Genomic DNA, 26,490 nt, shown 5'->3' on the forward strand with positions numbered 1-26,490 from the left:
GGCATGATTTTTAGCAAGTTAATTGAGCTGATATACTAGTTGGCTCCATTAGCTTGTTAAAATATTAATCATGAAGAAAATTTTCGTCGTACTTGCCGTTACTTTTGCTTTTTTAAGCAATGCTAAAGCTCAAAAAATCGATACGCTTTCCATCACTCTAGAGAATGTAAAATATCCTTATCCTGTAAAATATTTACCAATAACAACTGAGGGCCAAGATATTAAAATGGCTTATATGGATGTTGCACCAACCAAATTTGCTAATGGCAAAACTGCCATTTTGTTTCATGGAAAAAACTTTGGCGGCTATTATTGGGGAAATGTAATTAAGGCACTTACTGATATTGGTTACCGTGTAATTGTACCAGATCAAATTGGTTTTGGCAAATCATCGAAACCATTTATTCATTACAGCTTCCATCAAATGGCGGCTTGGAATAAGAAGTTGCTTGATACGCTTGGCATCCAAAAAACAATCGTTTTAGGGCATAGTATGGGCGGCATGTTGGCGACTAGATTTGCTTTAATGTATCCAGATAAAACAGAAAAACTATTGCTCGAAAACCCGATTGGATTGGAAGATTATAAAACTTTTGTCCCTTATATTACAACTGAACAACAATATCAAACGGAGTTGAAAACAACCGCAGAAAGTGTTCGAAAATACTACCAAACTTCATATTTTACTTATTGGAAACCAGAATATGAGTATTTGGTAAATGTTGCTGGTGGAGTAACTTTTAGTGCCGATTATCCACGATGGGCAAAGGTAGCGGCAATGACTTTCACTATGATTTACGAACAACCTGTGGTTTACGAGTTCCAAAACTTAAAGGTTCCAACGGTATTATTTATTGGTAAGGAAGATAAAACCATTGTAGGTAAAGGTCTTTTAACTCCAGATCAACAAGCTTTACATGGACAATATCGGTTTTTAGGTAAACAAACTGCTTCAAAAATTCCTGGAGCAAAAATTATAGAATTTGAGGCTTGCGGACATATTCCTCATGTTGAAATCGCCACTGAGTTTTTAGTAGCACTAACTGGGAGTCTATAGGAAAAAAAGTTTTAATTAATGGTTGATTAAACAAGTATTCTAGAAACATCATCAATACTTTCATTCTTTAAGAGCAAGGAAACGTTTTCGAGTGTTTTTTCTGCAATTTCGGTTAATGCCTCCTTGGTAAAAAAGGCTTGGTGACCAGTAACCAATACATTAGGAAAACTGATTAAGAGTTGGATATCATCATCGCCCATTATACTGCCAGACAAATCCTTGAAAAATAACTTTTCCTCCTGCTCGTAAACATCAATGCCAAGTGCTGCAACCTGCCCATTTTTTAGGGCCACTATAATGTCTTGCGTATTCACAAGTCCGCCGCGACTGGTGTTGATTAGCGTTACACCTTTTTTCATTGCAGAAAGGCTGTTGGTATTAATTAGGTGGTGGTTTTCTGCGGTAAGCGGACAGTGAATAGATACGATGTCTGCATGTTTTATTACTTCGTGAAATGGCATGAAATTTACGCCTATCGACTTTAATGTATCATTTTCAAAAGGATCAAAGGCGACGATTGTGCAGCCGAAGCCTAGCATAATCTTGCAAAAGGCAGCGCCAATTTTTCCAGTTCCAATTACACCAACGGTTTTACCAAAAAGGTTGAAGCCCATCAACCCGTTAAGCGAAAAATTTTGTTCCCTTACACGGTTGTAGGCCTTATGTGTTTTGCGATTTAAGGTAAGCAACATCGCCACGGCATGTTCTGCAACAGCTTGCGGTGAATAAGCTGGAACACGGCAAACCCTGATTCCAAATTTCTTTGCCGCCTCTAAATCTACATTGTTAAAACCAGCGCACCTCAACGCAATTACCCGAACACCTTTATTGGCTAGGGTTTCGATAACGGCAGCATTGAGCTTATCGTTTACAAAAACACAAACTGCATCGGTATTGGGCTTAATCGCATCAACGATGTGAGGGCCCAAATGTGTTTCCCAAAATTCTAGCTCGTGGCTATAATCTAAATTACAGTTTTCGAAAAATTCGCGGTCGTAGGGTTTTGCAGAGAAAAACAAGATCTTCATTGTGCTAAAAATACGCAATAAAAATTAGATAGCTTTTGATCTTGTTTTTTATACCCTTTGGACTTGATTTTTAAGTATCTGCCTTTTGCTACATTGCACAATACCTATGTTCTTAAACCTGATATAAGTGTAAAACCCACAGCTGCAATTTTTCATTGCGGCGAGGATTTGAAACGTTAGCAGGACTGCTGCAAGCGAAAGATTACTTGCTTTCATTTCCAAATCTTCTACAATCATGTTGCTTTCTGAAATGCCATTTGAATGGACTTTCATAGCGTTTATGTATAAAGTTCTGAATCTGAAAGGGCAACTTACATAAGTTCTTTTGAAAATTTTCGTTATAGCTATAATCATAAAATTGTATGTTTGGATAAAACACACAGTTAAACCTAAAACCATTTAAAATGAACATTACTAAAAACTTCTTCCTTACGGGGCTAATTGCGGCATCAACTTTAGCCATGTATTCTTGCAAAGCAAAGAAGTTGGTTACTAAGCCAGACCCTGCACCAGTTTCTAAACCTAAACCTGTGGAAGAGAAAAAGCCTGAGCCTGTACCAGAAAAGGAGCCAGAAAAACCGGCCCCAGCAGAAAAGCCTAATTTTAATCTTGATAATATTCAGTTTGAGTTTAATTCTTTTGTATTAAAAACATCCTCATTCGCTATCTTGGATCAAGCTGTAGCAGAAATGAAGAAAGCACCAAATACGAAGTTTATACTCAATGGCCATTCTTCTGCAGAAGGAACTCCAGAGCATAACTTATCTTTATCTGTCGATCGTGCCAACGCCGTTAAATCTTATTTTGTTAATGCTGGCATTAATGCGGCAAACTTTACTATTGTTGGGCATGGTGAAAAAGAACCAATAACCAGTAATGATAGCGAAGAAGGGCGTGTAATGAATAGAAGAACGGAGATTAAAGTGCAGAATTAGAAAGCTAGTTTCTTAATATATTACAACAAAAGCCAGCAATATTGCTGGCTTTTGTTGTTTTAGTATATGTATCGTAGAAGCTGTTATCAATTTCAATCAAGCCAAAAAGTGTTAAAAACGAGAAAGCCCCATATCTCTATGAGGCTATATTGAATGTCTTATAAGTATCCACCGATAAAACTAAACCAAACAAACTATATCATAAACGCAGTGGTTAAATTATTGTTTGTATTTATTTTAAACAAATTGGGAATATTCGAAAATCGATATCATTAATTTTTTTGCTGAAGTATTTACTGTTAGAAATCTCACGAACCCATGTCAATTTGCAGATAAATGCAACCGTATTAATAATCGTGGTTAAGAGCGGCATGTTTGAGAGTGAATTTGGTTCAAGGAAAATGGCTTACGGTTGATGAATAAACTGAACAGATACTAAATGAAAATCTTTCTGATATTTGTACTAGGGTTTAAGCAAACATTTAATTGACATCTCAACATCGTCCCGATATTTAGATTTAATTTAAGGAACACGTTCATTTTGGACGTGTTTTCTTATAAAAAAAGCCTTTCATAAATGAAAGGCTTTAGAGTTTTAATCTAAATCGTCCCGTAGATTTAATTTTAACGAGATAAATGTAACGTTAAGTCGCTCATATTCAAAGTAAAAGGTAAAAATACCCTGCTTGTGTATCTACTTTACTTATGCAATTGTATCTAATGAGTATTCATTTTTAGATGCAAGATACAAACGGACAACCTTTTAAAGGTTTCCCGTTTGCATTCTTTGATAAACTTATTTTTTCTCTACAACGGCAATACCAGCATCGATATATTGGCCACCCTGTTTTTGAGTACAGTGGATAGCAATAACATTTTTACCGTTTGCGATTAGCGCATTTTGTGCTTCCTTACTCATTTTTACCATAGAATAATTGGAGGTATAATTTGGTATTGTAGCTGCCTTAATCCCGTTGATGTAAACTTCGGCATCTTCATCATGATGAATGTAAAGCACCAAATCCTCTCGATTAATACCTTTCAAATCGCCTAGGCTAAATTCTCGGCGCATCCAAATATTATCAGTGTTCCACACCGTTTTTACATTGGCACCTGGTGTTGCCTTAGTACCAAATCCAGCCTGACCAGATTTCCAAGCCGCATCATTAAATTTGCTGTTCATCCATTCTGTTGCTGGCTGATCAAAGGTATACTTCCAGGTTTTAGCCTCTGTTTGCGATGATGGCAAAACGTCTTTAATGAAAATATTGGTTTTAATAGATTTTTCGTTTGATGCCCTGATTTTCTCAACCGCACCTTTAATCACTTCTCTATCGTAAGTGATTAATCCGTTAAGTTCAACCTCAACATCGGTTATTTCGGTGTAAACCGCAGCACTTAAACCTTTGTTAGTTTTAAAAATAGCGAGATCAGTTGCAAAATCATCATATAACTTAGTGTAATCTTTTTCATTATCAATCATGATGTAAGTTGGTCCCGTTTTCCAGGTGTGGCCGGGTATAATATAACCAATACCGCCATATTCTCCACAAGCTAAAGTTTGTACCTTACTTGTTGGAACTGCAGGTGGTGGGTAGCTGTGGATATCCAGCACATCTCCAACACCAAAATGTTCCCAACCACTTCCTTGGTTAATTAATCGAGTTGGATCTAAATTGCGAACCTGGTCTACGTATTCTGCAGTGTTGTGTTGTGCCTGCCCTTCGTTAAAAATTACCCAACTGATAATGCTTGGAGAATTCCAATGTGTTTCGATCACTCTGGTTAACTCTGATTTAAATGCGGGCTTATTTATTGGAGGTACATGCTCGGTGTACGAATTTGGCGATGGCATATCCTGCCAAACCATTAAACCTAGCTTGTCTGCCCAATAATACCACCTATAAGGCTCTACCTTAATGTGTTTTCTAACCATGTTGAAGCCAAATTTCTTCGTCATTTCTAAATCGTATTTCAAAGCCTCATCTGTTGGTGCAGTATAGCCACCATCTGGCCAAAAGCCTTGATCCAACGGGCCGATTTGGAAGAGAAATTTATTATTCAGGAACATTTTTTTAAAGCCACCTTCCTCGGCAATGGAAATTTTCCTCATTCCAAAATAACTAGAAACGGCATCGAGGTTTTGCGCTCCCTTTTTTAATGTAATGGTTAGGTCGTAAAGAAATGGACTGTCTGGCGACCAAAGTTTTGCATTGCTTACAGGAACAATAATCTCTGTATTCGATTTGCCGATTTTGGTTTGCACCAGCTTAGTTCCATCTTTTACCTTAATCTCAACATCTGCAGCAGAATTACCAGCAGTGCTCACAATTAACTTGACTACAGATTTATCGATATCAGGAACGATCTTAATGTTGCTAATGTTCGTTTTAGGAACTGGCTCTAACCAAACAGTTTGCCAAATGCCAGTAACTGAAGTGTACATAATTCCTTGTGGATTTAGGGTTTGTTTTCCACGTGGAAAACCACCTTTATCTGTTGGATCGTATACACGAACTGCAATATCCTGTTCTCCAGCACCCTTTATAGCTGTGGAAATGTTATAGCTGAAAGGATCGTATCCGCCAGTATGAATACCCAAGCTTTTGCCGTTTACAAAAACCTCAGCTTCGTAATCTACAGCACCAAAATGCAATAAGATATCTTGTCCTTTCCAGTTTGTTGGAACATTAAATTTACGACGATACCAAATGCTCTCATGATGCTCCATTACGCCAGATAGTGCAGATTCTACAGCGAAAGGAACAAGGATAGTCCTCGCTAAATTTCCAGTCGGTAGCGATTCAATTTTACTTGTAGCGGGCTGGAATTGCCAAACTCCATTTAGGTTTAACCATTTCTCCCTAACCAGTTGTGGTCTTGGATATTCGGGCAATACGCTTTCGGGTTTTACATCCTTAGCGAACTTGCTCATTAAAATTGCTTTTTTGGGTTGCCATTGCTGTGCAGATAAAAATACCGGACTTACAGCAAAAGCCAGAAAGAGAAGATTTCTGAGTTTCATAACTTATTTTATTTGGTTACTCATGTGTTTGTTAATGCGATTATAAGAATAAAAAATCGATTTAGTAAACAGGAAACGAAGATTTTGATTGTAATTTGATGGAGAAGTTTTTTAAGAGATCGCTTTTAATTGTCGTAATGACAATTAAAAAGCAATTTTACGATGGCCGTACCTATTGTAAATAAATTGATACAGAAAGCCATTAAGATTAATCCTTATCGATTGACCATTTATATTCAGATATGGTTGCCAACAATAAGCTTGATGCACTGACTACAAAAACTGAGTAATTAAATGGTGCTCTGTAACCTGCAAAGAATAACATGCTTAGGGCAAAGATGAGTGTAAGAAAAAAACTTCCAATGGCAGCCAATCTTATTTTGTAACCAATTAATAAGAGAATTGCAAAAATGACTTCGCCAGCGGTGGCTAAAATTGCCATAATATTTGTTGTACTTCTGTTAAGATAAGGCATTAAGCTGTTGGTATAATCAACAAATATCGGCCAACTTCCCCAACCCACATTTTCTGATCCTGGTGCACCAAGCCAACCAAATCGATCCAACACTGGTAATATAAAACCAATGCCCAGCGCCAAGCGAAGAAATAACTGAGGAATATGTTTCATGGACTATTTATAGGGCTTAGTACACTATGTTGAAGTTTAATAAGTTAAGTTTAAATAAGAATTAAAAACACTCTACTTCCAAATAGCGTTCCCAATTTTCGCCAGCAGCAATCTTGATAATTCCCTCTTTATGTTCTAAATCCTGGTCGTGGTTAACGCCATCGGCAACGCCACACCAAGGTTCTAGGCAAACAAATGGCGCATTGGTTGCAGCCCAGATTCCGAAGAATGGAAAATCCTCAAAATGAAAATGTAAACCGTAATCATTTTTTGTATTCAATAAGCTTATGCAGTTACTTTGGATAGTTTTAAAGACTAAGGCATCGTTGTAAAAGAGATCGTGTGTTAAGTTTAGCTTATGTCCGCCAAGCTCAATGTTTGCTGTATCGTCTGCTACCAACCCATCTTCTAACTTCCAGTAAGTTAATTTCTCATCGGCATTAAAGGCAAGGTAATAATCCTCGTATTTTGTATTTGGCGTATTTGGAACAGCAAAAGCAGGATGAGCGCCAATAGAAAAATACATTTCTTCTGTTCCAGTATTAACTACTTCGTAAGTTAAATTGAGCTTCCGATCAATCAGTTGATATTTCAGTCTCAACTCAAAATAAAATGGATACAACTTTAAGGTATCATCACTTTGTGTTAAAGTGAAAACAGCTTCAGTTCCACTAATTTTGTCAAAATTAAAAACATGGTCGCGGGCGAATCCATGGCGAGGCAAGGCGTAGTTTTTTCCCTTATAGTTAAAGCTATCATTTTTTAGTGAGCCCACAATTGGAAATAAAACGGGACTGTGTTTTGCCCAAAATTTGGGATTGGCATCCCATAAATATTCTATGCCGGTTTCTTTACTAAATAAGCCTTGTAGCTCTGCTCCTTTAGCCGCCAGGCTCACTTTTATATAGTCGTTTTCGAGAGTTATCATTACCAGCTAAATTAACAAATTAGATGTGCTTAAGAAACATCTTTTTTATTAAATTTGATTGATCCTCCCTATCAAACTTCGTTAAAATAAAAAACTAGATTTATGGTAGTAAAAATTTTGAGTTCGGTATTAATTCTTGTAGCACTTTACATGGGGCTAAAACAGGGATGGGCAATGGTTTCCGGCAAACCCTTAATGGTTGAAATGTTTGCTAAATGGAATGTTGGCAAAAATGGATTAATGATTATTGGTGCTTTTACCATTATTGGTGCCATTCTGGTTTTAATACCGCAAACATTTATGTGGGGCAATTTTATTACCGCAGCAGGTATTTTGTTAATCATTTGTTTTCACTTAAATGAAACTTCGGTATCATCTGCTGAGCGCTTGAAAGGCGTTGCAATTGAGTTGCCTTTCCTATTACTATCACTTGTGATTATTTATTTACAACATCCACTGGCAAAAAATGTAGGCTAATGAAACATTTTCTAATTGGTTTCCTTTTATGTGTAACACATGTTACTTTTGCTCAAAATCAAATTAAAAAATCTATGCCTCTTGATCTTACCAAACTATCGAATGCAAAGGTAAAAGCTGCAATTGCCGCTTTACAAAAAGGGGATGAAAAGGCTTGGTTTCCTTTATTTTCGGCGGATGTTAAACTTTATGATGACGGAAACCAAATGCAGTTTAATAATTTCTTTAAAAAGGCACTCGGTCATGAACGTTTTACCAGTATCGACAAAGTAGAAAATAACGGATTGGATGTTTATGGCAATTTCCACTCCGACCAATGGGGAGATTTTACAACTTTCTTTAAATTTCAGATTGGAAAAGAAGGGAAGATTATTAGGTTGGATATTGGACCGGCCTCTTATTAAGTTGGAAGTTAAAAGTTTTGAGTAAGGAGTTTTGGGAACATTCTTATTCCTAAGTTTCCTTTTTTTAGAACTTGGTAAGGAAAACTCTAAACTCTTAACCCCAAACCCCCAACTACTCTACCCTCTTTCCTCCCAAATACAGGCAATATTGATAATCGTTTGCACGGCTTTTTCCATATCCTGCACACTTACCCATTCTTGTTTGCTGTGGAAAGCATGTTCGCCGGCATATATATTCGGACAAGGCAAGCCCATAAACGATAATCTAGAACCATCAGTTCCACCGCGGATACTTTGTTGTTTTGCCACGACTCCAGTCCTTTCAATTGCCTCGATTCCGTACTGAACAATTTTTGGGTGCTGATCCAAAACCTGTTTCATATTTCTATATTGTGGTGTTATCTTCAGTTCGTATGCAGATTTTGGATATTTCAACATCACTTCCTCAACGGTTTTCGTTAAAAGCAAGCCGTGTTCAGCTAACTTTTCATCGGTAAAATCCCGAATAATGAACTGTGCCTCTGCTTGCTCAACCTGACCGGCAATACTCACAGGATGAATAAACCCTTCCTTTTGATGCGTAGTTTCTGGTGTGAGATTATCTTTTGGTAGTGTATCAATCACCTCTGAAATAATTTTTATAGCACTTTCCATTTTCCCCTTTGCAAAGCCTGGGTGTGTGCTTACACCATGAATAATCAAAATGGCGCCATCGGCAGAAAACGTTTCATCCTCGATAGATCCTAATGTTTCACCATCTACCGTGTATCCAAAATCGGCACCAAGCTTTTTTAAATCAGCTTTATCTACACCTCTACCAATTTCTTCATCAGGCGTAAATAACACTTTTATTGTGCCATGTTTTACCTCCGGATTTTCCATTAAAAAACTAACGGCTTCCATAATTTCTGCAAGTCCAGCCTTGTTATCTGCACCCAATAAAGTAGCGCCGCTAGCGGTGATAATATCGTTGCCAATTTGATGCTTTAAGTCTTCGTGATCAGACAATTTTAGCACGATTTTGTTATCATCTGGCAGAATAATATCCAATCCTTGATAATTGTCATGAATAATCGGCTTCACATTTTCGCCGCTACAATCTGGCGAGGTATCCATGTGCGAGCAAAAGAAAATTATAGGCAATTTTTTATCTGAATTAGAGGGAACTGTTCCATATACATATCCATTTTCATCCATTTCAGCATCAGAAATGCCAATTTCTATTAATTCCTGTACCAATACACTACCTAGATTTTTTTGCTTTAAAGTTGATGGACAAGTCAGCGAACTGGGGTCTGATTGGGTATCAATCATGGCATATTTGATAAATCTTTGTGCCAATGTTTTGTTAAAATTGGTGTAATTGCTCATATTTCATAGGTAAATGTTACAGATATTGAATAAACATATTATTTTTGTAAAAAAACGATATGATTTTAAACCGTCCGAAAACTCATTTCCTCACCGTTCTCTTCATTTTCGTAACCAGTTTTTCTTTTGCGCAATCTAACTATTTTAAATATTCTTATGGTTTTGGTGGGGGTATAAATAAATCCTATACCGATGTTTACGAAGGCGGCGTTGGTTATACGGCTTATGGCGTTTTGGATTATAACCTTACCCCGTTTGTAACTCTTGGTGTAGAGGGGCAATATGGTATGGTTCAAGGTGGAGATATCGTTACTGATCGTTATAATAGACAATTCGTAACAAAATATACCAGCTTTACCTTAAATGCTAAGTTAATGCTCGGCGAATTTGTAAACTACGATAGAAGCGAGTTTCTATACAATATTAGAGGTTTGTATTTGGGTGTTGGTTTGGGTGCAATCAATAATAATGTTACAGATATTGTAAGACAAAGACCTAGCTGGTCTAACGATCCTGGCTATACTTTTCCTGGGAAAGATAAAAGTGTAAATCTTCATGTTCCAATTAACGTAGGCTTTAATTATTTCATTACCGATGGATACGGTTATCAACGATATGTTATAAATATCAACGCAGCGGCAAACTACACTTTTGGGGAGGGTTTAGATGGTTATGATGATCCTAGCAACAAATTTGAAAATTTTTCTCCAGATATTTTCAATGCTTACACCATAGGTTTTAGGTATATGTTTGGTACAATTAAAGCTTACCGTAAAACGCTTTAAACCTAGTACATTTATTATATTTACAGCATGAGAAAATTTTTCATGTTTTGCTTTATGTACGCCTCTATAAATGCTGTGGCCCAAGAAACACTATACGAAATTAGTGGTAAAACCGAAACCACAACCTATACTGCGGCAATCTCTTATTATGAATCATTAGCAAAAAGTTACCCAAAATCTAAACTGTTAACTTATGGCTCTACCGATTTTGGAAAGCCCTTACACCTATTGGTTTTATCAAACGATAAAATTTTTGATCCCATTGCGATACGGAAATCAAATAAAAGAATCTTATTGTTTAACAACGGCATTCACCCTGGCGAACCAGAGGGGATTGATGCTTCGATGATGCTCGCTCGCGACCTTCTTAAAACCGACAAACTACCTAAAGATGTGGTGATTTGTATTATTCCGGTTTACAATATTGATGGCAGTTTTAACCGTAGTTCAACTTCGAGGGCAAATCAAAACGGGCCAACTGCTTATGGCTTTCGAGGAAACAGCAAGAATTTAGATCTTAATCGTGATTTCATCAAAACCGATTCGAAAAATTCTGCTGCCTTTCAATTGATTTTTAATACTTGGCAGCCCGAGATTTTTGTAGATACACACACCAGTAATGGAGCGGATTATCAATATGTGATGACACTCATTCCGACTCAAAAAGATAAGCTGAATACAATCTTATCAGGATATTTAACCAAAACATTGGTGCCAGACTTATATGCTGCAATGGATAAAAAAGGTTATCTAATGATTCCTTATGTAAATTCTATCGGAGAAACACCAGAAACTGGAATTACGGGTTTTATCGAATCGCCACGATACTCTACAGGTTACACCACATTGCACAATACAATTGGTTTTATGCCAGAAACGCACATGTTAAAATCTTACGATTTACGTGTAGATGCTACCTATAAATTGCTAAAAACCTACATTGATATTGTAGAACGTGATGCAAAAATTATTGGTGAAAATAAACGCAAAGCGGATGAATTTGTAGCCGCACAAAAAGATTTCCCTTTAGATTGGAAATTGAATAAATCGGAAGTAAATGATTTAACCTTTAAGGGATTTGAAGCCGGACAAAAACCGAGTGAAGTAAGTGGTACCGATCGTTTATATTACGATCGAACAAAACCTTTCACCAAAACCATTAAAGAATGGAATAAATTTGAGCCAGCGATTAGCATTCAAAAGCCAATAGCTTACATTATTCCAAAGGCTTGGGATAAAGTAATTGCCTTACTTAAATTGAATAACGTTAAAATCGAATCACTTAAAAATGATGTAAAAATTGCAGTAGAAAGTTATAACATCAGCGATTTAAAAACGGCGACAAGACCTTACGAAGGACATTATTTGCATTCGGGCGTTAAGGTTAATCCTGTTGCACAAACCCTACAATATTATGCTGGCGATTATGTGGTTTACGCCAACCAAAAAACAAATCGTTATATCATAGAAACCCTAGAGCCGCAAGCAACAGATTCATATTTCAATTGGAACTTTTTTGATTCGATCTTAGATCAAAAGGAACATTACTCCGCTTATATTTTTGAGGATACCGCAACAGAATTGCTGAAGAATAATCCAGAACTGAAAGCTAAATTGGAAGCTAGAAAGTCTGCTGATGCGGAATTCGCAAAGAATGGAGCGGCACAACTTGATTTTGTCTATAAAAATTCTGATTATTACGAAAAAACACACAATAGATATCCAGTGGCACGTTTGGTAACAGATGTAAAGCTTGATTTAAAATAACCAAATGGAATACTTCAATATCGCACCCATTGCGTCACTTATTTTTGTTTTTACCATCATTACAAGCTTGTATGCTTTTTATGATAATACACTGTATGGAAAGTTTATGCTGCATCCATACACGGTTTCGAAAGGTCATAAAGTTTGGACGGTAATTACAAGCGGCTTAATTCATAAAGATTGGATGCATTTGTTTTTTAACATGTTTACATTCGTCGCTTTTGCATTTACGCTAGAGCAATTAATAGGAAGTTGGCAGTTTGGACTTTTATATTTCTTAGCTTTAATTTTAAGCGATTTGCCAACCATATTTAAACACAAAGACAATTTTAACTACAACAGTTTAGGTGCTTCGGGGGCTATAAGTGCAGTGCTATTTAGCTATATACTTTTTAATCCGATGTCGAAACTGTATATTATGTTCATTCCAATTGGAATACCAGCAGTGGTTTTTGGCTTCCTATATTTGATATATTGCGCCTATGCCTCCAGAAACTCGAGAGATGGAATTAATCATGATGCACACTTTTTTGGCGCTTTAACTGGCCTTATTTTCACCATCATTTTCGTTCCTGGAATTATACAGAACTTTATTACCGCCTTAACAGGTGGAAAATAATTTATCCCGCATTCGGTAAGCAAGGATTTTCAAAGAAACTCATTGGGTTTTCGGGATCTTTAATGATCTCAAATTTAACATAGCCCCAAGGCTTCCAGAAGTTTTCTAGCACCTGAGCATAAATTTTATGTTGCCAAACATCGAACAAAGGCTTGGTCATATTTCCACGTAAAGGCATTGCCTCGATATAAATTGTGCCCTCAACTGGCATAAAAGTATATTCTGGCAAGCGATTAAAAAGATAAGCAGAATAATAAAAACGGGCTGTCAATTCTTCAAATTGTACGGCAGTTAATGCTTTTCCTTTTACCTCATTAATAATATCTTGATGATAACGTTTATTGGTTCCACTGTCTTGCAGGCAAGCAATAATTCCAAAATCTTTCATCTTCAAAGAGAAGGTTAAGGTGTTAATTTCATCGCGAAAACTAAAAGGTGTTTCCTCATTTTCGAGCTTAACAACGGTGATCGACCAAGGGGTGAAATCCTCAAACGCTAAACTGGTGTACAAGTTCTGCATCATGAAATTTAGGTTTCCAAACTTCATCATTAACGATTGAGACATATTTAAACCATCAGCGGTCATTTCTTGTCGCAAAGCAGAATGCATTTCTGCATAAACGAACCCATATAAAAACTTCCCTACCCAATTGAAAATATCCAATTCTGGTAAAGCAGAAACAGCATCGTAACCTTTAGCGAAAGCGGCTTCAATTTTTTCTTCCAAAGGATTTATAAATTGTTCATTTACCTCGCTGTTAACGGGTATAACTAATGTATTGTAAGAGCGGATACTTTCATCCAGAAATTGAATCTGCTCTTCGCCAGTTAAACCTACTTGTTCCATTAACCATTTCGGAATTAACGGAACCTGCAATAACGGAGAGTTAAAAGTATTCCCACTTAAAAAGCAAGTTTTATATAAAAAATCGAATTTTTGGAAAGGGTTGTATAAGCCGGTATTCATTGCTGCAATATTAGCTAATATATTTTGATGCCCTTGCTGGTTAAGTTTATTTTAACGTTGGGATTACAACAGGTAGGTTTTTTCTGCAGATTTCGCCGAAAAGGCTCGCAGATTTAAGGGGATTTTTAATATCTGCATCGATCTGCATTTCTGCTCCATGGTCGGTGACACACCGACTAGTTAAGGTAATACTGGGCTACTGCATCACAAGAGCAATATAGTTTGGTTTGTGAAGTACAATTAGTGATGTTAAAGTTGGTTGGTGAGCCACCAACCAAGGTGATTGATTTTTATTTTGGTCTGTGAGGACACAGACCAATGTTTATGCTTCGCTGTTTGGTGAAACACCGAACAGTTAAAGACAATCTGCGGGAAAATTATGCATGCCCTAAAAACTATTGTAATAGTAACCAATATCATCTACAAGTTGATTATAAATAGGTTTTGTAAACTCCAAAAACAAGGCACTTGGTGGAGGCGGTAATACTTCTTTTCTTCTTGTCATGGCCAATTGATTATTGCTTAATGCCCGATCATCGCCTTTATAACTTGCCCAACTATCTCTCCAAACATAAGTGCCCGGAAATTTTTGCTGGCGCACAACTTTCTTGCTTTGCCAATCCATAATACTCATATCCAATAAGCCTGATGATGAAATGGTTTTTTCAAAAACACTTAATGTTGCTTTAACGGTTCCATAAACTGGTTTTCTTTCTCTGGTTTCGCCAATTACTACACTATCGCGTTTTAACTTTTCAATGCGTTCCTTAACGTAAGTTTGGCCAACCATAAAATCATCAAAATTTAAACTTAAGACTTGATCTGGAATAATTTTTTGATTAGTAGCTTGCTCTTCACCATAGAAAATAACAAACTTATTTCTCGAGTAGCTGCTAATAAATTGATCGATTTGTTGTTGAAAATAATCTGCACTTAATTTATACGGACCACCGTTTAAAATAATCGGCTGCACCACAACTCGGGTCACTGCAGCCCAATAAGCATCATCCATTTTGGCTTTTACATCTTTATAATTCGGCTGCAAATTTTGCGCTTTCTCAAATTCGTAGTATGCTTTTTTAGCCGATTGGCGATCATTTGTTTGCAGATAACCTAGTCCAGAATTATACCTCGCGGCAGCAGCATTTAATTTACTGTCTGCTACTTCTTGTATATATTTCGATGGCGTTGGCACTAAAACCAAACAAGCAGGGCAACTATTTATATCGTCGGCGAGTTGATTAATTTTTTGGTAATCGTACATAATCGATTCCCATCTGTATAAATCGTTAGAAAGTTTTGCCTCATTAATTTTTCTTAAATGATCTTGCAGGGCTAAATCATAAGCAGTTTTTAAAACCTGCATCGCCTCACTGTTTTTTGGCGAGTTTTGCAACCGACTTACAGCTTTAGCAACCGATGCATCGTAATCTCCTTTTTGCAAGGCTTTTTTTCCTGTGGTACATCCTCCAATAATTATTAAGGATAAATAAATAAAATACCGTAATCTTGAAATATTTTTCATAAAGCAGCGCATTTAGTAGTCATTGGATGAATATAGCAAATGTTTTTATTCATCCGATCACTAGATTTGTAAGGCGATAATTACCCTATTTATTAAGAAGACGATTGATGATGAAAATAAGTTGCAAGCCATTTGAATTAGAATTAAAACACCCTTTTTCTATCTCGAAATTTACCCGAACCAGTACGCCATTAGTGCTTTTAAGAATCCAGTATGAAGATTTTATTGGCTATGGAGAGGCTTCGATGGTGCCCTATATGGGCGAAAGCTACGAAAGTGCAAATGCTTTTTTAAAACTTATTGATTGGGATAAAATTCGGTATCCATTTAATTTTGAAGAGATTATCGCCTATTTGGATAGCCTAGCTCCAGGTCAGCCAGCCATAAAAGCAGCTATTGATATTGCTCTGAACGATATTCAAGGTAAGGTTTTAGGCAAGCCGTGTTACGAAATCTATGGTGCCGATCTTGCGAAAATGCCTGTTACTTCTTATACTATTGGGATAGATACGCCTGAAGTAATTAGAGAAAAACTAAAAGACGCGGAGAATTTTAAAGTCATAAAGGTTAAGCTTGGTAGAGATAACGATCAGGAAATTATTGAAACCATCCGCAGCATGACTGATGTACCGCTTTATGTTGATGCAAACCAAGGTTGGACGGATAAAATCAAAGCCATCGATTTAATTTATTGGCTGCATAATCAAGGCGTGGTTTTAATCGAGCAGCCTATGGATAAGCACAATTTAGATGGAAATGCTTGGCTTACGGAAAGAAGTCCGATTCCTTTGTTGGCTGACGAAGCGGTACAACGTTTAGCGGATATGGATCAATTGAAAGGTGCTTATCACGGCATCAATGTGAAGTTGATGAAAAGCTGCGGAATGTACGAAAGTCATCAGATGATTTTGAAAGCCCATTCATTTGGAATGAAAGTTTTGATCGGTTGCATGAGCGAAACAAGTTGTGCAACCTTAGCTGCTGCTGCTTTAGCGCCACTTTGCAATTGGGCCGATTTAGACGGACCGTGGCTAACCAAGAATAACCCTTTTAAAGATCCAGCTTTTGAAAATGGGAAGTATATTTTGAAAGATTTACCTGGCTTAGGTTTGAAAGGCATTACTTCGGATCTTTTTCCTTAAAAGATTTTCTGATGTCTTTGGTGAGCTGATACTTGAAATAAAATAAGCAAGCAGCAGTACCAACAAGAAAGCCAGCAGGAAGATATTTACTGTTGTTGTAACACCAAACAATTCCACAAACGGAAAGGATAATGGCTAAATTATAGAAAATATTTAGTGCGAATTTTTTGCCCAAAATTAAAAGATTTGTCGTGTAAATTAAACTTTTGATAAATGATCAATCAATAATACTCAATTATCAAACGGATGAATGATAAATCAACAAACCAATTATCAAACCTTGTAAGAGAGAAAATATTCAAAGATTTGCTTCTGCAAAGTTTGATAATTGGAATTTGATAATTGGTTATTTTAATATACCGGCATATTCGGATCAAATGCTTCTTGCCAAGCTAAAATCCCACCTTTTAAATTGTATAGGTTTTCGTAACCATATTGCGCCTCTAACTGCATTACGGCAGCAGCACTTCTTTTTCCGCTGCGGCATTGAATAATTACAGGCTTATCTTGAGCAACTTTATCAGCCTCAATTAAAATCCCACCCAAAGGGATGTTTTCTCCTTCAAGGTTAGAAACCTCATATTCGAATGTTTCGCGAACATCAATTAACTGAAAATCTTCTTTGTTATCGATTTTCGCTTTTAGTTCTTGTACCGATATTTCTTTCATCTTATTAGTGTATTTGTACAAACTTAGATAAAGTTGCTTAGTTAAGCAATTATAATTGCCTGAAATAAAAAAGCAAATTATCGATCTCTCCTCTGCCGTTTAGAGACAACTTTTATAGCGGAAATATAAGCAAATCGATTTTACTTTAAGCATCAAAAGAATGTCCTATTTATTTTAGCTAATTCTGTAACATATCATAGCCTTAGGCGTTTAAATATAAATATTACAAATGGACAAACTGAACCGTTTTTTTTGGTTTTGTTCTGGTGCACACATCCCGACACTGGAAAAGTATCCCTCAGAGCAAAATAAATATACAGGCATTGGCGCCACCATCTTCTTTACCGGTTTATTTGCCGCACTTTCTGGCGGTTATGCCATGTACTTCGTTTTTAAAGGGGATGATTTAGCGGCTATTTTTGCCGTTGTTTTTGGCTTTTTATGGGGTGCTGCCATTTTCAATATGGATAGGTACATCGTATCCAGTATTAATAAAAGCGCAAGTACAAATAAACAACTTTTACAGGCAACGCCTCGTATTCTGTTGGCTATTATGATTGGTATGGTGATCTCCAGACCAATTGAATTAAAAATATTCGACAAGGAAATTAAGGAGCGATTGAAAGTAAGTTACCTGAACGGACAACGATCGAAAATTGACACCTTAAATAAAGCTTTCGAGAATAAATATCAGGTAGAATTTGGAAGGTTGAATTTACAGAAAGCCACTCGAGATTCCTTAGAGAAAGGAATTAAAGCTGATAGACAAAAACTGAACTTTGAGATCTTTGGTAATAAAACCACAGAAACATCTGGTGTAATGGGCTATGGGCCGTATGCAAAACGTAAAGAAGCAGAAATAAAGCAACGCGAAACCGAGCTTGATTCTTTAAAGGCCAAAATCAATAAATCTGAAGCTTTTGTAGATAAACGCAAAGCTTTCGATGGCTTATTTACAGAGAAACTCTATACCAAAAAGCAGCTTGATAGTTTAGCTGATATTGCTGGTTTCGCAGATCGGAATTGGGCTTTAGGGCAGCTTAAATTTAATGTAGATGGAACTAAAGATAGCAATACCGCCACAGCAGTTACATTTATTGGTTTACTGTTCATCTTCTTCGAATGTTTGCCTGTTTTTGTTAAACTCATGAGCGCCCGTGGTCCTTATGATTTCGCTATCGCTGATGGTGATGAAGTTTCCGTTTATCAATCGAAGAAAGATAAGGATTTTCACATGGAGGTAGCAGATAATATTCATGAAACCCGAGTGGATTCAGAATCTTCGAAGCAGAAAGAAATTATAAAGGGAAAAGCTTATCGCGATTTGGAAAAATACAATTGGGATCAAGAATAGATGGATATGGGGACAATCTAGCGACAATCCATCAACCATATTACATCATACATCTTCCATTTTTTCGTATTTTACAACCATCAAATCCAAATTATGAAGAAATTTTTAGGCACCGCTTTATTTAGTGTGCTATCGCTTTACGCTTTTGCTCAAAACGAAATTAGTTATACCGTTTCTTTCCCAAATGCAGTGCATCATGAGGCAGAAATTACGATGGAAATCCCAAATGTTCCAGCGGGCTCGCTTATGGTTCGCATGAGTCGTTCTTCCCCTGGGAGATATGCCACACACGAATTCGGCAAGAACGTTTACAACTTAAAAGCCTTTGATTCGAACGGAAAATCATTGCTCATCAAGCAGCCTGCAGGTGATGTTTATGAAATTCCATCACATGGAAATGCGGTTAAAATTACGTACACCTTATTCGGAAGTTGGATAGATGGAACTTATGCAGGCTTCGATGAAACGCATGCCCACATGAATATCCCAGCAACTTTTGCTTTCCCTGTTGGGATGGATGCTCGCCCACGTTTAGTGCAGTTCAAATATGCTGATAAACAGAATTGGAAAGTGGCAACACAGTTAAAGCCAATGGGCAAAGACACTTACTATGCGGCCAATCTTCAATATTTTATGGATAGTCCTACAGAAATTGCAGATTATAAAACGGCTAGCTGGCAGGTTAAAAATACCGATGGTAAAATGCAAACTATTCATTTAATTTCACATTCGAACGATACGCAGCTTGCCATAGATAATTATGCAGAAATGCTTAAAAAAATGGTTGATGAACATTTGGCTGTTTGGGGTGAATTTCCAACATACGATTACGGCAATTACTATTTTCTGGAAGATGTTTATCCAGATAATGCTGGTGACGGAATGGAACATAGAAACTCTACCTCGATTGTTCAGCGTACCCCAAAAATTGAGGGTTATGAAGCCAATTTGTTAGGCACATTTTCTCACGAGTATTTCCACAGCTGGAATGTAGAACGCTTAAGACCAAAAACATTGGAGCCCTTCAATTTCGAGCATTCAAACATCAGTGATGAACTTTGGTTAGCCGAGGGTTTTACACAATATTATGGCTCACTTTTACTGACAAGATCTGGTTTAAAAACGGTTGACAACGCAATAGAGACATTTAATGGAATTGCAAATGCGGTATTAAATTCCCCAGGAGCCAAAAACTTTTCTCCAATTTCTGCCAGTAGATATGCTGTTTTTGCTGATGCTGGAGTAGCAATCGATCAAACGAATAAAAGCAATATTTTCCTTTCCTATTACACGTATGGCGCAGCAACGGCTTTGGCTTTGGATCTTCGTTTACGTTCGGAGTTTAAACTTACGCTAGATGATTACATGCGGGCATTATGGAAAGCCTACGGAAAACCAGAAATTGCTTACACCGTTCCCGATTTAGAGAAAACCTTGGGCGAACTCACTAAGAATCCAGCTTTTGCTAAAGATTTTTTTAAGCGATATATCTACGGAACAGAGAAAAACGATTATGCTAAATTGCTTTTAAATGCTGGTTTGGTGCTGCGTAAAGCAAATCCTGGAAAAGCATACTCTGGCTTCGGACGCCTTACTGCTATCGATGGTAAAGTGACTTTACCGCAAACTTTAACTGGTTCACCGGCATACCAAGCAGGTTTAGATATTGACGATGTAATTTTAACGGTTGATGGTAAGGAAGTAAAAGATTTGGCTTCGATAAATAATGTCATCGATGCGCATAAACCTGGCGAGGTAATTTCGATCACCTATCTTTATCGTGGAGAACAAAAAAACACAAAATTAACACTAGCCGAGAATCCTAATTTAGAACTCGTTTCAATCGAAAAAACTGGTGAAACTTTAACGCCAGCAATGCAAACTTTTAGAGATAATTGGTTAAACTCGCAAGTAAAAAAATAATTAAAATTAAACATAGCATAACCTAATACCATGAAGAAGACACTTCTATTTACACTTGTCGGTATGGCAAGTTTGCAGCTGAATGCACAAAATATCGATAAAATTATCACCAGAGAATACACCGACCACTTAATTAAAACTTTAAGTGCCGATGATATGCAAGGCCGTGCAACTTTTACGCCCGGCATTGATAAGGCGGCAACGTTCATCGAATCTGAGTTTAAGAAAATTGGTTTGAAACCTTTAACTGGTGAAAAAACCTTTCGCCAAACATTTAATAAATACCAAGTAACCAACCAAACTTCGTCCGTAAAGATTGATGGGCAGGATATTGCACCAGAAAACTTGATTATCGCTGGTCTTAAAACCGAAAATATCACTTTAGATAAGGCCAATACAACCGTAGTAAAGCTAGATCCTGACAAAGCTTTTGTGCCGCAACTTAGGGCCATGATGGGTGCCGATAAAAATCAAATCGTTTTGGTTGATGCTAAATTTGCTGATTTATTTAACCGTTACAGAGGTTATTTTAGCAAACCTACAACGGTTGATGAAAAAGATCTTAAAGCAGGAGTAAGCGCTGTTCAGGTTTTTGTTTTAGGTAAAGATGCAGCAACAGATTTTTCGGCTACATTTAAAAGTAAGGTTGATAAAATGCCTTTATTTAATGTTGCTGGGATGATTCCTGGGAAATCTAAAGCTAAAGAGTTAGTGGTTTTCTCAGGTCACTATGATCATTTAGGCGTTCTAAAAAGCGTAGATGGCGACAGCATTGCAAATGGTGCTGACGATGATGCATCGGGAACAACGGCTATGATTGCCTTAGCCAAATATTACAAAGCTCAAAAGAATAACGAACGCACCTTAATTTTCGTTGCCTTTACTGCTGAAGAAATTGGTGGTTTCGGTGCTAAATATTTCTCCGAGAAATTAAATCCTGATGATGTGGTTGCCATGTTCAACATTGAAATGATTGGCAAGGATTCTAAATTTGGTAAAAACACAGCCTTTATTACCGGTTATGAAAGATCTGATTTTGGAAAGATTCTACAGAAAAACCTAGCAGGAACAGAATTTACTTTCCACCCAGATCCTTATCCAGATCAAAACCTATTTTACAGAAGTGATAATGCAACTTTAGCTGCTTTAGGCGTTCCAGCACACACCATTAGTACCGATAAAATCGATATTGATAAATTATACCACACCGTGAAAGATGAATATAGTTCATTGGATGTAGAAAACATTTTATCAACCATTAAGGCGATTGCTAAAAGTGCAACGACTATTGTTAAAGGAACAGATACACCAACAAGGATTCCGAAGTTGAAGAAGTAGTAAATAAACCTAGCAGGTTTTAACGCAATCGTCATGCTGAATTCATTTCAGCACCTTTCCTGCTATTTTTAAGACCCTGAAATAAATTCAGGGTGACGAAAACACTAATGAAACTACAACAAAAAAAATGGCCAGTGAAATCACTGGCCATTGCTATTATAAAAACTTTGTAAGTTAAATTTACTTACTCAAATACATCGATTTATCTTTGTAAAGTTTGCGGAAGTATGGATCCTCCAAATCTTTAATGAAACGGATCGCTTCACCTGTAGATTTCATTTCCGGACCTAATTCTTTCGTCACCTCAGGGAATTTCTCGTAAGAGAAAACTGGTTCTTTAATGGCATAACCTTGCAGCTTACGTTCTATAGTGAAATCTTTCAATTTCGCTACACCTAACATAATCTTCGCTGCAATGTTAATGTAAGGAACATCATAAGCTTTTGCGATGAATGGAACCGTACGTGAAGCTCTTGGATTTGCTTCGATTACATAAACTTTCTCGTCTTTAATGGCAAACTGAATATTCAATAAACCAATAACATTTAAAGCTTTTGCAATTTTGATCGAATATTCTTCCATCGATTTCGTTACCGATTCTGGCAAACTGAACGTTGGTAAAACTGCGAATGAATCTCCTGAGTGAATTCCTGCAGGTTCAATGTGCTCCATCATACCGACAATGTGAACATCGTCACCGTCAGAAATCGAATCTGATTCTGCTTCTTCCGCTCTATCTAAAAAGTGATCGATCAATACACGGTTGCCTGGCAAATCGCCCAATAATTTTACTACTGCTTTTTCTAAATCTTCATCGTTAATTACGATGCTCATTCCTTGTCCGCCTAACACGTAACTCGGACGAACCAAAACTGGGTAACCCACTTCGTTTGCTACAACAATTGCTTCTTCTGCATTTTCTGCAACACCGTATTTTGGATAAGGGATTTCTAATTCTTTTAACAAATCAGAGAAACGACCGCGATCTTCGGCGATATCCATATTCTCGAAAGATGTTCCGATAATTTTAACACCGATTTCAGTTAGTTTCTCAGCCATTTTCAAAGCTGTTTGTCCCCCTAACTGAACGATAACGCCAACAGGTTTTTCCAATTCAATGATTTCGCGAACATGTTCCCAGAAAACCGGCTCGAAGTATAACTTATCAGCCATGTTAAAATCGGTAGAAACCGTTTCAGGGTTACAGTTAACCATAATGGCTTCAAAACCCGATTCTTTAGCAGCCAACAAACCGTGTACGCAAGAATAATCGAACTCAATACCCTGACCAATACGGTTTGGACCTGAACCTAAAACGATAACTTTTTTACGGTCTGAAGAAACAGATTCGTTTTCTTCATCGAAAGAAGAATAGTAATATGGAGTTTGCGCAGGGAACTCCGCAGCGCAAGTATCTACCATTTTATAAACTCTGTTAATTCCTAAAGCTTTACGACGGTCGTAAACTTCATCTTCAGTAACGTTTCCTAGCAACCAAGCAATCTGAATATCAGAGAAACCTTTTTGTTTCAAGGTAAAAAAGAAATCCTGAGGAATATTATTTAATGAATATCTTTTTAATTCAATTTCTAAAGCAACAAGCTCTTGAATTTGATTTAAGAACCATTTATCAATTTTAGTAACCTTACGGATAGATTCCAAAGGCACCCCCATTGTCATGGCATCTTTTATTAAGAACAGACGGTTCCATGAAGCATGCTCCAGACCATCCATAATTTCGTTGATGTTGCGGTTTTGACGGCCATCGGCACCTAAACCTGCACGCCCAATTTCTAAACTCTGACAAGCTTTTTGCAAAGCCTCGATGAAGGTACGACCAATCGCCATTACCTCCCCAACAGATTTCATTTGTAAACCTAGTTCTTTGTTAGCACCTTTAAACTTATCGAAATTCCAACGAGGGATTTTAACAATAACGTAATCTAAAGTAGGCTCGAAATATGCTGATGTTGTTTTAGTGATTTGATTCTCGATTTCATCTAAATTGTAACCGATAGCTAATTTAGCTGCGATTTTAGCAATCGGATAACCGGTTGCCTTACTTGCTAACGCTGATGAACGCGAAACACGTGGATTGATTTCGATGGCGATAATGTCGTCATTGGCAGGATTAACCGAGAACTGAACGTTACAACCACCAGCAAAAGTTCCGATGGCACGCATCATTTTAATCGCCTGGTTACGCATGTCTTGATAACAGCGATCAGATAAAGTCATTGCCGGAGCAACTGTAATGGAGTCTCCAGTATGGATACCCATTGGATCGAAGTTTTCGATAGAGCAAATGATAATTACATTATCGTTACTATCTCTTAACAACTCCAATTCATATTCTTTCCAACCTAAAACGGCTTGTTCTACCAAAACTTCGTGAGTTGGAGAAGCCTCTAAACCGCGTTTAAGTGCGGCATCGAATTCTTCTTTTTTGTGTACGAAGCCACCACCAGAACCACCTAAGGTGTAAGATGGACGAATTACCAATGGATAGCCGATTTCTTGCGCAGCTTCCTTACCTTCTAAAAATGAATTGGCTATTTTAGATGGCGCTACACCTACACCTATATCAACCATTAATTGGCGGAAAGCTTCACGGTTTTCGGTTTTTTCGATAGCCGCTACATCAACACCAATAACTTTAACACCATATTTTTCCCAAACACCTCGTTCTGAAGCTTCTACACACAGATTTAATGCGGTTTGGCCACCCATTGTTGGCAATACAGCATCAATTTTAGGTAAGTCTGGAGAGTCGATGTGCTCCTGTAAAATAACCTCGATTGAATCAACAGATAGCGGACGAAGATAAACATGGTCGCCGATTACTTTATCCGTCATAATTGTAGCCGGATTAGAGTTGATAATTGAAACGGTAATTCCCTCTTCTTTTAAAGATAGGGCCGCTTGTGAACCAGAATAATCAAATTCGCAGGCTTGGCCAATAATAATTGGGCCTGATCCGATAATTAGTACTGAGCGTATGGAAGTGTCTTTAGGCATGATAAAGCTTAATACAATAATTAAAATTCTAAAGTTTAGGTCGTTTTATAAACCCTGAAAGCAACGAGATTTTGTGCTTGTAAGAAGAAAAATCCCAACTGTTCTGTCGGGATGCAAAGATAGAGTTTTCGTACGGTTTTAAGATTAATTTTTTAAAATAAAAAAGAGGGCCTTTTGAGCCCTCTTTTATCTGCTAGATATGTAATTATTTTTATTGCGCCAGTTTAACTTCTCCTAAATCTGTAGTTGCACTATCTTTTACTGCAACTTTTTCTATTACAGCATCTTTATAGGGTGCGTTGGCTTTTATGAAAACGGTATAAACACCCTCTTTTAGGTTGGTGAATGTAAAAGCTCCCTGAACGATCTCTGCCTTTAAAGTATCTGTTCCAGCAACAAGTGACACGGATGACGATGCATCAGCAGGTGTAATTCTGCCCATAATGCCACCCAACTTTGCATTTGTAAAGGCTATCGATCCTAATCCAAAAACGATTAGTAGCGATAATATAACACATATCCTTTTCATATCAGTGATATTAGATTTTCTAAATGATCTACAAATAACACCATTTAGGTCGATTAGTTTTAAAAAACGAACACTGAAAAAACAAATCGTACAGTAATATGTACATGGATTTACACAATTGCATTAAAATTTGATTAGAAATGTTAATTTCTGTTAAAATTATTTGTATAATCTGCCTTAGGAGGTCAGGTTTAAGTCACGAAGTTGTGATGATGCATATATTGGCAATAATGTTGTAATAAGCAGAACATATATGCGTTTTGTATATACTTTAGAAAAAGATCTAAAGCTTCCTCCGCGGATTAGTTACCCGCCATGAGGATTTCTTCATAAATAGTTTGTTTGGTTTATTATCCGGTCAGAGGAGCCCTCCTCGACCGGATTTTTTCTTTTAAGGGGTTTTTCTTTTACATTTGGCTCCATCGTAGAAAAATATCGTGAACAAAACAATTAAAAAAATTGCCATCGTCGGACCAGAAAGTACAGGCAAATCAACCATGTCGCAGTTTCTTGCAAAATATTATAAGGTTTCTTGGGTGCCAGAATACGCCCGCTATTATTGCGAAAACCTCACCTCTCCATATACTTTACAAGATGAGGTAAACATGTATTATGGTCAAGTTGCTCTGGAAGATGCGATTTTGGTTACCACCGAAAGCGATTTTATTATTTGCGATACCACATTTGTTACCGTTAAAATCTGGAGCGATGAAATGCTGGGAGAAACGCCTCAGCTTGTTTTAGATGCCTTGCCAAAAAGGCCGTACGATCTTTATCTCTTAATGGATATTGATTTGCCTTGGCAAGATGATCCACTCCGCGATTTCCCTAATCATAGAGAATATTTTATGGAAGTTTGGCATAAGGAATTGAAAGCCCTAGATGCAAACTACAAAGTAATTGGTGGCTTGGGTGAGCTTAGGATTCAAAATGCTATTGAGGTGATTGATCAGTTTTTGGATTTATAATATTTGGAAAGCAATAGCAGTAGTTGATAGGAA

At 37.1% G+C, this 26,490-nt stretch carries 23 protein-coding genes; 12 read left to right on the forward strand and 11 right to left on the reverse strand.

The window, feature by feature from the left end:
* The first annotated feature begins 70 nt into the window (after window positions 1–70).
* On the forward strand, window positions 71–1,057 hold the full coding sequence (locus EZ449_RS01875; protein ID WP_131556253.1) for an alpha/beta fold hydrolase: 987 nt from the start codon (window positions 71–73) through the stop codon (window positions 1,055–1,057).
* Window positions 1,058–1,083: 26 nt separating this feature from the next.
* Here the strand turns inward: EZ449_RS01875 and EZ449_RS01880 are convergent, their stop codons facing one another.
* A complete protein-coding gene (locus EZ449_RS01880) occupies window positions 1,084–2,085 on the reverse strand; it encodes a 2-hydroxyacid dehydrogenase (RefSeq protein WP_131556254.1) in 1,002 nt (333 codons plus the stop codon).
* Between the two features lie 404 nt (window positions 2,086–2,489).
* Between EZ449_RS01880 and EZ449_RS01885 the strand changes: the two genes are divergently transcribed.
* Window positions 2,490–3,020 (forward strand): OmpA family protein, encoded by a 531-nt coding sequence (locus EZ449_RS01885; RefSeq protein WP_131556255.1) that lies wholly within the window; start codon window positions 2,490–2,492, stop codon window positions 3,018–3,020.
* 796 nt (window positions 3,021–3,816) lie between these two features.
* On the opposite strand, the gene EZ449_RS01890 is transcribed toward EZ449_RS01885, so the two are convergent.
* The 3 genes from EZ449_RS01890 to EZ449_RS01900 form a co-directional block, all read right to left on the reverse strand.
* A complete protein-coding gene (locus EZ449_RS01890) occupies window positions 3,817–6,045 on the reverse strand; it encodes a glycoside hydrolase family 2 protein (protein WP_131556256.1) in 2,229 nt (742 codons plus the stop codon).
* A 208-nt stretch (window positions 6,046–6,253) separates the two neighbouring features.
* Window positions 6,254–6,673 (reverse strand): DoxX family protein, encoded by a 420-nt coding sequence (locus EZ449_RS01895; RefSeq protein WP_131556257.1) that lies wholly within the window; start codon window positions 6,671–6,673, stop codon window positions 6,254–6,256.
* Between the two features lie 61 nt (window positions 6,674–6,734).
* On the reverse strand, window positions 6,735–7,601 hold the full coding sequence (locus EZ449_RS01900) for an aldose 1-epimerase family protein (RefSeq protein WP_131556258.1): 867 nt from the start codon (window positions 7,599–7,601) through the stop codon (window positions 6,735–6,737).
* A 102-nt stretch (window positions 7,602–7,703) separates the two neighbouring features.
* Between EZ449_RS01900 and EZ449_RS01905 the strand changes: the two genes are divergently transcribed.
* Entirely contained in the window at window positions 7,704–8,078 is a 375-nt protein-coding gene (locus EZ449_RS01905; protein WP_131556259.1) for a hypothetical protein, read from the forward strand.
* Window positions 8,078–8,482, forward strand: a complete 405-nt coding sequence (locus EZ449_RS01910) for a hypothetical protein (protein ID WP_225872199.1) — start codon at window positions 8,078–8,080, stop codon at window positions 8,480–8,482. The genes EZ449_RS01905 and EZ449_RS01910 overlap by 1 nt, the downstream gene beginning before the upstream one ends.
* Window positions 8,483–8,599: 117 nt before the next feature.
* Here the strand turns inward: EZ449_RS01910 and pepT are convergent, their stop codons facing one another.
* Window positions 8,600–9,853: a peptidase T gene (gene pepT, locus EZ449_RS01915; protein ID WP_131556260.1), complete on the reverse strand. Its 1,254-nt coding sequence runs from the start codon at window positions 9,851–9,853 to the stop codon at window positions 8,600–8,602.
* Between the two features lie 59 nt (window positions 9,854–9,912).
* On the opposite strand from pepT, the gene EZ449_RS01920 reads away from it, so the two are divergent.
* From EZ449_RS01920 to EZ449_RS01930, 3 genes are read left to right on the forward strand one after another with little or no spacing between them, the layout of a single operon-like run.
* Window positions 9,913–10,638 (forward strand): hypothetical protein, encoded by a 726-nt coding sequence (locus tag EZ449_RS01920; RefSeq protein ID WP_131556261.1) that lies wholly within the window; start codon window positions 9,913–9,915, stop codon window positions 10,636–10,638.
* 27 nt (window positions 10,639–10,665) lie between these two features.
* The gene (locus EZ449_RS01925) at window positions 10,666–12,405 is read left to right on the forward strand and encodes a M14 family metallopeptidase (protein WP_165499670.1); all 1,740 of its coding nucleotides are present in this window, start codon (window positions 10,666–10,668) and stop codon (window positions 12,403–12,405) included.
* A gap of 4 nt (window positions 12,406–12,409) precedes the next feature.
* Window positions 12,410–13,024, forward strand: coding sequence for a rhomboid family intramembrane serine protease (locus EZ449_RS01930; protein ID WP_131556262.1), 615 nt, complete (start codon window positions 12,410–12,412; stop codon window positions 13,022–13,024).
* A 1-nt stretch (window position 13,025) separates the two neighbouring features.
* Here the strand turns inward: EZ449_RS01930 and EZ449_RS01935 are convergent, their stop codons facing one another.
* A complete protein-coding gene (locus tag EZ449_RS01935; RefSeq protein WP_131556263.1) occupies window positions 13,026–13,991 on the reverse strand; it encodes a hypothetical protein in 966 nt (321 codons plus the stop codon).
* 388 nt (window positions 13,992–14,379) lie between these two features.
* A complete protein-coding gene (locus EZ449_RS01940) occupies window positions 14,380–15,516 on the reverse strand; it encodes a hypothetical protein (protein WP_131556264.1) in 1,137 nt (378 codons plus the stop codon).
* Window positions 15,517–15,626: 110 nt separating this feature from the next.
* Here EZ449_RS01940 and EZ449_RS01945 point away from each other — a divergent pair, with 110 nt between their 5' ends.
* Complete coding sequence (locus tag EZ449_RS01945) at window positions 15,627–16,658, forward strand: dipeptide epimerase (RefSeq protein ID WP_131556465.1); 1,032 nt, start codon at window positions 15,627–15,629, stop codon at window positions 16,656–16,658.
* On the opposite strand, the gene EZ449_RS01950 is transcribed toward EZ449_RS01945, so the two are convergent.
* Entirely contained in the window at window positions 16,636–16,833 is a 198-nt protein-coding gene (locus tag EZ449_RS01950; RefSeq protein WP_131556265.1) for a DUF6358 family protein, read from the reverse strand. The two genes, EZ449_RS01945 and EZ449_RS01950, sit on opposite strands and share 23 nt — an antisense overlap.
* Window positions 16,834–17,009: 176 nt before the next feature.
* Window positions 17,010–17,327 (reverse strand): rhodanese-like domain-containing protein, encoded by a 318-nt coding sequence (locus EZ449_RS01955; RefSeq protein ID WP_131556266.1) that lies wholly within the window; start codon window positions 17,325–17,327, stop codon window positions 17,010–17,012.
* Between the two features lie 229 nt (window positions 17,328–17,556).
* On the opposite strand from EZ449_RS01955, the gene EZ449_RS01960 reads away from it, so the two are divergent.
* The 3 genes from EZ449_RS01960 to EZ449_RS01970 all read left to right on the forward strand — a co-directional run bounded on the left by EZ449_RS01960 (window position 17,557) and on the right by EZ449_RS01970 (window position 21,942).
* Complete coding sequence (locus tag EZ449_RS01960; RefSeq protein WP_131556267.1) at window positions 17,557–18,681, forward strand: DUF4407 domain-containing protein; 1,125 nt, start codon at window positions 17,557–17,559, stop codon at window positions 18,679–18,681.
* A gap of 93 nt (window positions 18,682–18,774) precedes the next feature.
* Entirely contained in the window at window positions 18,775–20,604 is a 1,830-nt protein-coding gene (locus EZ449_RS01965; protein ID WP_131556268.1) for a M61 family metallopeptidase, read from the forward strand.
* A gap of 30 nt (window positions 20,605–20,634) precedes the next feature.
* Window positions 20,635–21,942: a M20/M25/M40 family metallo-hydrolase gene (locus EZ449_RS01970; RefSeq protein WP_131556269.1), complete on the forward strand. Its 1,308-nt coding sequence runs from the start codon at window positions 20,635–20,637 to the stop codon at window positions 21,940–21,942.
* A 180-nt stretch (window positions 21,943–22,122) separates the two neighbouring features.
* Here EZ449_RS01970 and carB read toward each other — a convergent pair whose 3' ends face one another.
* Together carB and EZ449_RS01980 are read right to left on the reverse strand one after the other, a co-directional pair.
* Window positions 22,123–24,960 carry a carbamoyl-phosphate synthase large subunit gene (carB, locus tag EZ449_RS01975; protein ID WP_131556270.1) on the reverse strand — a complete coding sequence of 946 codons (2,838 nt, stop codon included), beginning with the start codon at window positions 24,958–24,960 and terminating at the stop codon, window positions 22,123–22,125.
* Between the two features lie 211 nt (window positions 24,961–25,171).
* Complete coding sequence (locus tag EZ449_RS01980; protein ID WP_131556271.1) at window positions 25,172–25,489, reverse strand: carboxypeptidase regulatory-like domain-containing protein; 318 nt, start codon at window positions 25,487–25,489, stop codon at window positions 25,172–25,174.
* 437 nt (window positions 25,490–25,926) lie between these two features.
* Here EZ449_RS01980 and EZ449_RS01985 point away from each other — a divergent pair, with 437 nt between their 5' ends.
* Entirely contained in the window at window positions 25,927–26,457 is a 531-nt protein-coding gene (locus EZ449_RS01985) for an AAA family ATPase (protein ID WP_131556272.1), read from the forward strand.
* Window positions 26,458–26,490: the final 33 nt, after the last annotated feature.

The organism is Pedobacter frigidisoli (assembly GCF_004331675.1).
Lineage (GTDB): Bacteria > Bacteroidota > Bacteroidia > Sphingobacteriales > Sphingobacteriaceae > Pedobacter > Pedobacter frigidisoli.

Bases quoted from the DNA above. Each gene is read 5' to 3' on its own strand.
- EZ449_RS01875 (WP_131556253.1), top strand. From the start codon at position 71: ATGAAGAAAATTTTCGTCGTACTTGCCGTTACTTTTGCTTTTTTAAGC.
- EZ449_RS01880 (WP_131556254.1), bottom strand. From the start codon at position 2,085: ATGAAGATCTTGTTTTTCTCTGCAAAACCCTACGACCGCGAATTTTTC.
- EZ449_RS01885 (WP_131556255.1), top strand. From the start codon at position 2,490: ATGAACATTACTAAAAACTTCTTCCTTACGGGGCTAATTGCGGCATCA.
- EZ449_RS01890 (WP_131556256.1), bottom strand. From the start codon at position 6,045: ATGAAACTCAGAAATCTTCTCTTTCTGGCTTTTGCTGTAAGTCCGGTA.
- EZ449_RS01895 (WP_131556257.1), bottom strand. From the start codon at position 6,673: ATGAAACATATTCCTCAGTTATTTCTTCGCTTGGCGCTGGGCATTGGT.
- EZ449_RS01900 (WP_131556258.1), bottom strand. From the start codon at position 7,601: ATGATAACTCTCGAAAACGACTATATAAAAGTGAGCCTGGCGGCTAAA.
- EZ449_RS01905 (WP_131556259.1), top strand. From the start codon at position 7,704: ATGGTAGTAAAAATTTTGAGTTCGGTATTAATTCTTGTAGCACTTTAC.
- EZ449_RS01910 (WP_225872199.1), top strand. From the start codon at position 8,078: ATGAAACATTTTCTAATTGGTTTCCTTTTATGTGTAACACATGTTACT.
- pepT (WP_131556260.1), bottom strand. From the start codon at position 9,853: ATGAGCAATTACACCAATTTTAACAAAACATTGGCACAAAGATTTATC.
- EZ449_RS01920 (WP_131556261.1), top strand. From the start codon at position 9,913: ATGATTTTAAACCGTCCGAAAACTCATTTCCTCACCGTTCTCTTCATT.
- EZ449_RS01925 (WP_165499670.1), top strand. From the start codon at position 10,666: ATGAGAAAATTTTTCATGTTTTGCTTTATGTACGCCTCTATAAATGCT.
- EZ449_RS01930 (WP_131556262.1), top strand. From the start codon at position 12,410: ATGGAATACTTCAATATCGCACCCATTGCGTCACTTATTTTTGTTTTT.
- EZ449_RS01935 (WP_131556263.1), bottom strand. From the start codon at position 13,991: ATGAATACCGGCTTATACAACCCTTTCCAAAAATTCGATTTTTTATAT.
- EZ449_RS01940 (WP_131556264.1), bottom strand. From the start codon at position 15,516: ATGAAAAATATTTCAAGATTACGGTATTTTATTTATTTATCCTTAATA.
- EZ449_RS01945 (WP_131556465.1), top strand. From the start codon at position 15,627: ATGAAAATAAGTTGCAAGCCATTTGAATTAGAATTAAAACACCCTTTT.
- EZ449_RS01955 (WP_131556266.1), bottom strand. From the start codon at position 17,327: ATGAAAGAAATATCGGTACAAGAACTAAAAGCGAAAATCGATAACAAA.
- EZ449_RS01960 (WP_131556267.1), top strand. From the start codon at position 17,557: ATGGACAAACTGAACCGTTTTTTTTGGTTTTGTTCTGGTGCACACATC.
- EZ449_RS01965 (WP_131556268.1), top strand. From the start codon at position 18,775: ATGAAGAAATTTTTAGGCACCGCTTTATTTAGTGTGCTATCGCTTTAC.
- EZ449_RS01970 (WP_131556269.1), top strand. From the start codon at position 20,635: ATGAAGAAGACACTTCTATTTACACTTGTCGGTATGGCAAGTTTGCAG.
- carB (WP_131556270.1), bottom strand. From the start codon at position 24,960: ATGCCTAAAGACACTTCCATACGCTCAGTACTAATTATCGGATCAGGC.
- EZ449_RS01980 (WP_131556271.1), bottom strand. From the start codon at position 25,489: ATGAAAAGGATATGTGTTATATTATCGCTACTAATCGTTTTTGGATTA.